Source organism: Ramlibacter sp. (assembly GCF_028292805.1).
In the GTDB taxonomy this organism is placed as follows: domain Bacteria; phylum Pseudomonadota; class Gammaproteobacteria; order Burkholderiales; family Burkholderiaceae_C; genus Ramlibacter.
On record NZ_JAQGLS010000225.1, the window covers coordinates 1 to 7,767 of the forward strand.

At 69.5% G+C, this 7,767-nt stretch carries 8 protein-coding genes; all 8 read right to left on the reverse strand.

Annotated features, from left to right (window positions below; all coding sequences use genetic code 11):
* Positions 1–1,474, reverse strand: a 1,474-nt coding sequence (locus JWP65_RS14345; RefSeq protein WP_299764864.1) for a methyl-accepting chemotaxis protein, incomplete at its 3' end; no start/stop codon positions are given.
* 19 nt (positions 1,475–1,493) lie between these two features.
* Positions 1,494–1,946, reverse strand: coding sequence for a cache domain-containing protein (locus tag JWP65_RS14350; protein ID WP_299764866.1), 453 nt, complete (start codon positions 1,944–1,946; stop codon positions 1,494–1,496).
* A 149-nt stretch (positions 1,947–2,095) separates the two neighbouring features.
* Positions 2,096–3,058: a tripartite tricarboxylate transporter substrate binding protein gene (locus JWP65_RS14355; protein ID WP_299764869.1), complete on the reverse strand. Its 963-nt coding sequence runs from the start codon at positions 3,056–3,058 to the stop codon at positions 2,096–2,098.
* A gap of 10 nt (positions 3,059–3,068) precedes the next feature.
* Positions 3,069–4,004, reverse strand: coding sequence for an NAD(P)-dependent oxidoreductase (locus tag JWP65_RS14360; RefSeq protein WP_299764871.1), 936 nt, complete (start codon positions 4,002–4,004; stop codon positions 3,069–3,071).
* A 117-nt stretch (positions 4,005–4,121) separates the two neighbouring features.
* Positions 4,122–5,120: a tripartite tricarboxylate transporter substrate binding protein gene (locus JWP65_RS14365; protein ID WP_299764873.1), complete on the reverse strand. Its 999-nt coding sequence runs from the start codon at positions 5,118–5,120 to the stop codon at positions 4,122–4,124.
* 34 nt (positions 5,121–5,154) lie between these two features.
* A complete protein-coding gene (locus tag JWP65_RS14370) occupies positions 5,155–5,883 on the reverse strand; it encodes an SDR family oxidoreductase (protein ID WP_299764875.1) in 729 nt (242 codons plus the stop codon).
* A 135-nt stretch (positions 5,884–6,018) separates the two neighbouring features.
* Positions 6,019–7,224: a 3-oxoadipyl-CoA thiolase gene (gene pcaF / locus JWP65_RS14375; protein WP_299764877.1), complete on the reverse strand. Its 1,206-nt coding sequence runs from the start codon at positions 7,222–7,224 to the stop codon at positions 6,019–6,021.
* 17 nt (positions 7,225–7,241) lie between these two features.
* A partial coding sequence (locus JWP65_RS14380) for a CoA-transferase (RefSeq protein ID WP_299764879.1) occupies positions 7,242–7,767 on the reverse strand: 526 nt, incomplete at its 5' end.

Genomic DNA, 7,767 nt, shown 5'->3' on the forward strand with positions numbered 1-7,767 from the left:
CCTCCTCGACCAGCGAGGCGTTCTGCTGCACCACCTGGTCCATCTGGGCGACGGCGGTGTTGACCTGCTGGATGCCGGAGTCCTGCTCCGCGCTGGCCGCCGCGATCTCCGCGACCAGGTCGCTGACCTTCTTCACGGAGGCGACGATCTCCTGCATGGTCTGGCCGGCGGCGTCGACCAGCCGCGTGCCGGCCTCGACCTTGTCGACCGACTCGCCGATCAGGCCCTTGATCTCCTTGGCCGCAGCGGCGCTGCGCTGCGCCAGGTTGCGCACTTCGGCCGCCACCACCGCGAAGCCGCGGCCCTGCTCGCCGGCCCGGGCCGCTTCCACCGCGGCGTTCAGCGCCAGGATGTTGGTCTGGAAGGCGATGCCGTCGATCACCCCGGTGATCTCGGCGATGCGACGGCTGGCGCCGCTGATGTCGCCCATGGTCTGCACCACGCGCGCCACCACCGTGCCGCTGGCGCGGGCCGCCAGGGCCACGCCGCTGGCGGCGTCGCTGGCCCGCTGCGAGGCCAGCGCGTTTTCGTTGACGGCGTCGGTCAGCTGGTGCATCGAAGCGGCCGTTTGCTGCAGCGACGCCGACGTGGTCTCGGTGCGCTGGCCCAGGCTGGTGTTGCCGTGGGCGATCTCGCCGGCCGCCGAGCGCACCGATTCGCTGGCGGCCCGCACGCTGCGCAGCGACCCGGCCAGCCGCTCGCGCACCGCTTCGGCGTCGCGCATCAGGGTGCCGATCTCGTCGCGCCCTTGCGACTCGATCCGGCGCGACAGGTCGCCGTCGCCCAGCGCCCTCATGGCCGCCGACAGCCGCCGCACGCGCCGCAGCATGCCGCTGGCGATCGCCGCGCTGCTCAGCAAGGCGATGGCGACGGCGGCGGCCGAGGCCAGCAAGGTCAGGAACTGCAGCCGGCGGCTGCCGGCCTGCGCCTGCGCCACCTCCTCGCCGGCCCGTTGCAGCTGCGATGCGCTGATCTGGCTCACCGCCTTGAGCAGCACCGCGTACTGGCCGTTGGCGACGGTCAGGAAGGTCGCCGCCGTGGCCAGCCCGCTGCTTTTGAGGTCGACGGTGTCGGCGATGCTTTTGCGGTAAGCCTTCAGGGCCTTGTCGATCGCCGCCAGCGCCTCCCGCTCGGGCGGCTCGACCATCGCCATCCGCTCCTGCAACGCAGCCTGCAGCCGCTCGCCAGTGGCCACGATGGCCTCGTCCACCACCGCCACTTCGGCCGCGCTGTAACCCACCGCTTCGAGCGCCAGCGACTGGTTGATCAGCCCGTTCAGGTCGCGCACGTCGGCTTCGACGCGGGCGGCGAAGGCATGGCTGGGCAAACGCTGGCTGTAGAGCGACTGCAGGGCCGACCCGAGCTGCTCGGACCCCCACAGCGTCAGCCCGGCGCTGGCCAGCAACAGCAGCAGGCACAGCGCCGGCAGCAGGATCAGCTTGAGCTTGATGGAAAGGTTGTCGAGCGCGCGCATGCCTGGGACATCGGCCGGCTTATTCCCAGAAACCGACGGCCACGTAGGCGTCCTGCCCCGGCACGCGGCGCGCCATCAGGCGGCCGTTGTCGATCTTCTTGGTGCTGGGGTTGGCCCATCGGTATTCCACCAGCGACTCGCCGGAGGCCTTCACGTTCTTGATGGTTTCCTGCACGAACGGCTTGCCCGAAGCGTCCCTGGCTTGCAGCATCGCCTTGCCTTCCATCTTGGGATTGTCCGCATGCGCCAGCAAGGTGCCGCCGTCAAAGGCGACCAGCACCACGTACTGGTTGCCGCGCTTCCACTTGCCGCCGGCGTTGAACTCCGCGGCTGCGACCTTCATGCCCTTGGCGGCGATCAGCGCATGCGCCTCGCCCAGCATCGCCTTGGCGTCGGACCGGGTGTCGGCCAGGCCCAGGGTGGCAAAGCCGGCCAGCGCAACGGCGGCAATGGTGTTCATCCAGATCGTCATGGCTCTCTCCAGGTGGCAGTCGGCGTCGCACCATGCGCGCCCTTGCCGCCAATCTAGAGCTTATGTTTCAGGATGTAAACGAAGCAGTCGCAAGCCGCCGGCATTTCCTCACGGAGGAGCCGAAAAGCTGCGCTCCTGTGGCCGCACCGCTACTGCGCCTTCAGGTTGGCGGCCCTGGCAATCCGGGCCGCCGCTTCCATCTCGGTGCGGATGTAGGCGTTGAAGGCCTCCGGGGTCATGGTGAAAGCGTCGGCGCCCAGCCTGGCCATGCGCTCGCGCACCTCCGGCAGCGCCAGCGCCTTCAAGGCCTGGTCGTGCAGCCGTCGCACCAGCGCCGGCGGGGTGGCTGCCGGCACCATCATCCCGACCCAGAAGGTGTAGTCGGAGCCGATGATCCCCGACTCCACCGTGGTCGGCACCTCGGGCAAGGTGGGTGCCCGCAGCGAGGTGCTGACGGCCAGCGCCAGCAGCTTGCCGTCCTTGATCAGCGGCAAGGCCGACGACAGCGGGGCGAAGAACCAGTCGCTGCGTCCGCCGATCACGTCGGCTAGCGCTTCGGGCGTGCCCTTGAAGGGCACGTGCTGCGCCTCGATGCCGGCCTGCAGCTTGAACTTCTCGGCGTTCATGTGGGTCGCGCTACCCACCCCGGCCGATGCGTAGTTCAGCTGGCCAGGCTTGTCGCGGGCGGCCGCCAGCACGTCGGCCATGGTCTTCCAGCCGCGCGCCGGCGAGACCACCATCACGTTGGGCAAGGCCGCCAGCGGCGTCACGCCGGTGAGGTCCTTGAGCGTGTCGTAGGGCAGCGCGGGATAGATCGCGGGATTGAGCGCATGCCCGGACGAGTGGATCAGGATGGTGTGGCCGTCGGGGTCGCTGCGCGCCACCTGGGCCGCGCCGATGGTGCCACCGGCGCCCGGCTTGTTCTCGATGATCACCGGCTGGCCCAGCCCCTTGGCCATGGCGTCGCCGATGGCGCGGGCGACGATGTCGGTGCCGCTGCCGGCAGTGAACGGCACCACCAGCTTGATCGGCTTGCTCGGGAACGGCGCGGGCTGCGCCCACGCCGCGGACGCCCACAGCGCCACCACCAACACGGGGATCCATCGCTTCATGCTTGCCTCCTCAGGATTCCAGGCCGTCGCCGATCTTCACGTTTTCGGGCTTCAGGTCCAGCCCGGCATCCTTGGCCGTCTCGGCCAGCAACACGGCGAAATCGATGTCTTCGTAGCCGCGACCGACCATGCGCGCGACCGATTCGCGGGTGGCGGCGGCGGCGGGCATGGCCACGCCGTAGGCCTTGGCCGCGCCCATGCCCAGGTCCATGTCCTTGAGCAGCAGCTTGGGGGTGAAGGTGACCTGCTCGAACGTGAGGTTGGTCAGCACCGGCGTCTTGTAGCGGGTGTACATGGAGCCGAGCACCGAGTCGTTGATGCTCTCCAGGAACACGTGGCGCGGGATGCCGGCCTTCTCGGCCAGCACCGTGATCTCGCACAGGTTCTGGATCACCACGCCGAACATGGTGTTGTGGGCGATCTTCCAGATGCGCGCCAGCTCGCCCTCGCCCACCCACATCGCCTTGCGGCCCATCGCCTGCAGGTAGGGCCGGGCCGTGTCGTACAGCGCCTGCGGGCCGGATGCGACGATCAGCAGCTTGCCGGCCTTGGCCACCTTGGCGTTGCCCGAGACCGGGGCGCACAGGTAGGCCACGCCCAGCGCCTCCAGCCGCGCCCGGATGTCGGCCGAGCCTTCCTGCGAAATCGAGGAGCTGTCGACCACCACCCGCGGCTTGCGCTCGCCGGTGACCAGGCCGCCGGCGCCGAACAGCACGTCCATCAAGTCGTCGGTGGTCGAGACCATGGTGAAGACGGTTTCGCAGCCGGCCAGGTCCAGCTTGCGGGCGACGATCTGCGCGCCGTACCCGACCAGCGGCTCCGCCTTGCTGCGGGTGCGGTTCCAGACGGCGACGCCGAAGCCGCCCTTGAGCAGCCGCTTGACCATGGCCTCGCCCATGCGCCCCAGGCCGATCCAGCCGATCGCCGGTGTGTTGCTTGTCTCCATGCCGCGCAGTGTCCGGCCGGGGTGGCGCGCAAGGCAATGCGGGCGCCGGAAATCAGTTTTCCGGCGCCCGCAAAGGAAGCGCGTGCTGGGTTCCCGCCTGCGCGGGAACGACGGGTCTTAGTCGACGCTGGCGCCTGACGCCTTCACCACCTGGCTCCACTTGGCCGTTTCCGCGCGGATGAACGAGGCGAACTGCGCCGGCGTCTCGCCCAGCGCTTCGGCCCCCTGCTCGGCGAACTTCTTCTTCACCTCGGGGTCGGCCAGCGCCTTGACCAGCGCCGCGTTCAGCCTGGCGACGATGGGCGCCGGCGTCGCGGCCGGTGCGAACATGCCGAACCAGGAGGTGGCTTCGTAACCGGGCACGCCCGCTTCGGCGATGGTCGGCACGTCCGGCAGCTCCGGCGAGCGCTTGGCGGTGGTCACGGCCAGCGCCTTCAGGCGGCCCGAGCGCACGTGCTGGATGGCCGAGGGCATGTTGTCGAACATCAGGTCGATCTGGCCGCCGACCAGGTCGGTCACGGCCGGCGCGCTGCCCTTGTACGGGACGTGGATCATGTCGACCTTGGCCAGCGTGTTGAACAGCTCGCCCGACAAGTGGATCGAGCTGCCGTTGCCGGAGGAGCCGAAGTTCACCTTGCCCGGGTTGGCCCTGGCGTAGGCGATCAGTTCCCTGACGTTCTTGTACGGACGCGAGGGATGCGCCACCAGCAGGTTGGGCACCATCGCCACGCGCGTGAGCGGCGCGAAGTCCTTGACGTGGTCGAACGGCATCTTCTTGTACAGGCTGGCGTTGATGGCGTGCGTGCCCACCGTGCCCATGAACAGCGTGTAGCCGTCCGGCGCCGCCTTGGCGGCCAGCGCGCCGCCGATGTTGCCGCCGGCGCCGGCGCGGTTGTCGACGATCACCGGCTGGCCCAGTTCCTTCTTGATGGCTTCGCCGACGATGCGCGCCAGGATGTCGGTGGTGCCGCCGGCGGAGAACGGCACGATCAGGTTGATCGGCTTGCTGGGGTAGGCGGCTTGGGCCGTGGCGGCGAGCGGTGCGGCGGCCAGCGTCGCGGCTGCGATGACGCCTACGGTCAGGCGGCGGCGGGTTGAATCGAAAGTCTTGTGCATGAGAAACCTCTGGCTGCGAAAAATGGAAGAAGGGTCAGACCGGGGCGACGCCCAGCGTGGTGCCGCCGCAGACGTACAGCACCTGGCCGGTGACGAAGCCGTTGTCCGGCGACAGGAAGAACAGGGCGGCACGGGCCACGTCCTCGGGCGTTCCGATGCGCTTGACCACGATGCTGTCGAGGATGCGCTGCGTGCGCGGCGCGCCCTCCGGGTTGCTGCTGCGAAACAGCTCGGTCGCGATCGGCCCGGGGGCGACCGCGTTCACGGTGATGCCGTCGCCGCCCAGCTCCATGGCCAGCGTGCGCGTCATCCCGACCAGGCCCGCCTTGGTGGCGGAGTAGACGATGCGTTCGGTTTTGCCCAGCGCGGCGCGCGAGGCGATGTTGACGATGCGGCCGTGGCCGCTGGCGCGCAGCGTGGGCAGCACCGCCTGCGTCAGCAGCATGACCGCGCGGAAATGCAGCGCCACCACGTGATCCAGGTCGGCCACGGTGGCCGTGTCGATGGTGCCGGGCCGCGTGGCGCCGGCGTTGTTGACCAGGGCCGTGACGTTGAACTCGCGGGCCACCTGCTGGCAACGCTCGCGCGTGTCGCGCTCGCTGGTCAGGTCGGCCTGCAGCGACACCAGCTTGGCATGCGACCAATCTGGCAATTTGTAGTCGAGGTTCAGCACGCTGCGGCCCTGGGCCAGCAGCATCTCGGCGATGGCGCGGCCGATGCCTGCGCTGGCGCCGGTAACGAGGGTGGTTTCAGGCTTGGTCATGTGAATGAAAGGTATGGCTCCTTCCCCCGTGGGGGAAGGGTGGGATGGGGGCGTTGGCGGCGCTGCGGCGCTGGCGAAGGACAGGGGCTGCCCCACCCCGACCCTCCCCCGGAGGGGAGGGACAAGGGTCAAGGATCAGACGCGTTCCAGGATCACGGCGATGCCCTGCCCCACGCCGATGCACATCGTGCACAGCGCATAGCGGCCGCCGCTCGCGTGCAGCTGGTTCACGGCCGTCGTGGCCAGCCGCGCGCCGGAAGCGCCCAGCGGGTGGCCCAGGGCGATCGCGCCGCCGTTCGGGTTGACGCGGGCGTCGTCGTCGGGCAGCCCCAGCATGCGCAGCACGGCCAGGCCCTGGGCGGCGAACGCCTCGTTCAGCTCGATCACGTCCATCTGCTCGAGCGTCAGGCCGGTCAGCGCCAGCACCTTTTGCGTGGCCGGCGCCGGGCCGATGCCCATCACCCGCGGCGCCACGCCGGCGGTCGCCATGCCGACGATGCGGGCGCGCGGCGTCAGTCCGTTCTTGGCGGCCGTGGCCTCGTCGGCCAGCAGCAGCGCGCAGGCGCCGTCATTGACGCCACTGGCGTTGCCGGCGGTGACGCTGCCGTCGGCCCGCACCACCCCTTTCAACTTGGCCAGGGTCTCCATCGAAGTCTCGCGCGGATGCTCGTCCTTGCTGACGACGAGCGCGTCGCCCTTCTTCTGCGCAATGGTCACGGGCACGATCTCGGCGTCGAAGAAGCCGCGTTTTTGCGCCGCCACGGCCTTCAGCTGCGAAGCCAGCGCCATCCGGTCTTGCGCCTCGCGCTCGATCTTGTGGTCGAGCGCGACGTTCTCCGCCGTCTCCGGCATGGCGTCGACGCCGTACAGCTCCTTCATGCGCTTGTTCACGAAGCGCCAGCCGATGGTGGTGTCGTAGACGGCGTTGGCGCGGCTGAAGGCGCTTTCGGCCTTGGGCATCACGAACGGCGCGCGGCTCATGCTCTCGACCCCGCCGGCGATCATCAGCGTGGCTTCGCCTGACTTGATGGCGCGGGCGGCGCTGCCCACGGCGTCCAGGCCCGAGCCGCACAGACGGTTGATGGTGGCGCCCGGCACGTCCAGCGGCAGGCCCGCCAGCAGCGCGGCCATGCGGGCCACGTTGCGGTTGTCTTCGCCGGCCTGGTTGGCGCAGCCGTACAGCACGTCGGTGATGGCGGCCCAGTCGACCTTGGCGTTGCGCTCCATCAGCGCGCGGATCGGGATGGCACCGAGGTCGTCGGTGCGCACCGACGACAGCGCGCCGCCGTAGCGGCCGAAGGGCGTGCGGATGGCGTCGCAGATGAAGGCTTGGCGGGTCATGGGAGTCTCCGGTTGGTTCAGGCGGCGATCGGCAGGCCGACGAGTCGTTCGAGTTCGGCGTGGGCCAGGCCTTCCACCGCGTCGATGAGTTTCAGGCCCTGCGGCGTGCATTCCAGCGTGGCCAGGTCCGAGTAGATGCGCTTGACGCAGGCCATGCCGGTCAGCGGATAGCTGCAGCGTTCCACCACCTTGCTCTCGCCCTGCTTGGTCAGCAGGTCCATCATCACCCAGGTCTGCTTGGCGCCGATGGCCAGGTCCATCGCGCCGCCGACGGCGGGGATGGCGCCGGCTTCGCCGGTGCTCCAGTTGGCCAGGTCGCCGGTGGCCGAGACCTGGAAGGCGCCGAGCACGCAGATGTCCAGGTGGCCGCCGCGCATCATCGCGAAGCTGTCGGCGTGGTGGAAAAAAGCACCGCCCGGCAACAGGGTGACGGGCTGCTTGCCCGCATTGATCAGGTCGTAGTCTTCCTGGCCTTCGGGGGGCGCAGGCCCCATTCCCAGAATGCCGTTTTCGCTGTGCAACACCACCTCGATACCGGCGGGC

Excerpts from the sequence above, each read along its gene's own strand:
- JWP65_RS14370 (WP_299764875.1), bottom strand. The coding sequence starts at position 5,883 with ATGACCAAGCCTGAAACCACCCTCGTTACCGGCGCCAGCGCAGGCATC.
- JWP65_RS14355 (WP_299764869.1), bottom strand. The coding sequence starts at position 3,058 with ATGAAGCGATGGATCCCCGTGTTGGTGGTGGCGCTGTGGGCGTCCGCG.
- JWP65_RS14360 (WP_299764871.1), bottom strand. The coding sequence starts at position 4,004 with ATGGAGACAAGCAACACACCGGCGATCGGCTGGATCGGCCTGGGGCGC.
- pcaF (WP_299764877.1), bottom strand. The coding sequence starts at position 7,224 with ATGACCCGCCAAGCCTTCATCTGCGACGCCATCCGCACGCCCTTCGGC.
- JWP65_RS14350 (WP_299764866.1), bottom strand. The coding sequence starts at position 1,946 with ATGACGATCTGGATGAACACCATTGCCGCCGTTGCGCTGGCCGGCTTT.
- JWP65_RS14365 (WP_299764873.1), bottom strand. The coding sequence starts at position 5,120 with ATGCACAAGACTTTCGATTCAACCCGCCGCCGCCTGACCGTAGGCGTC.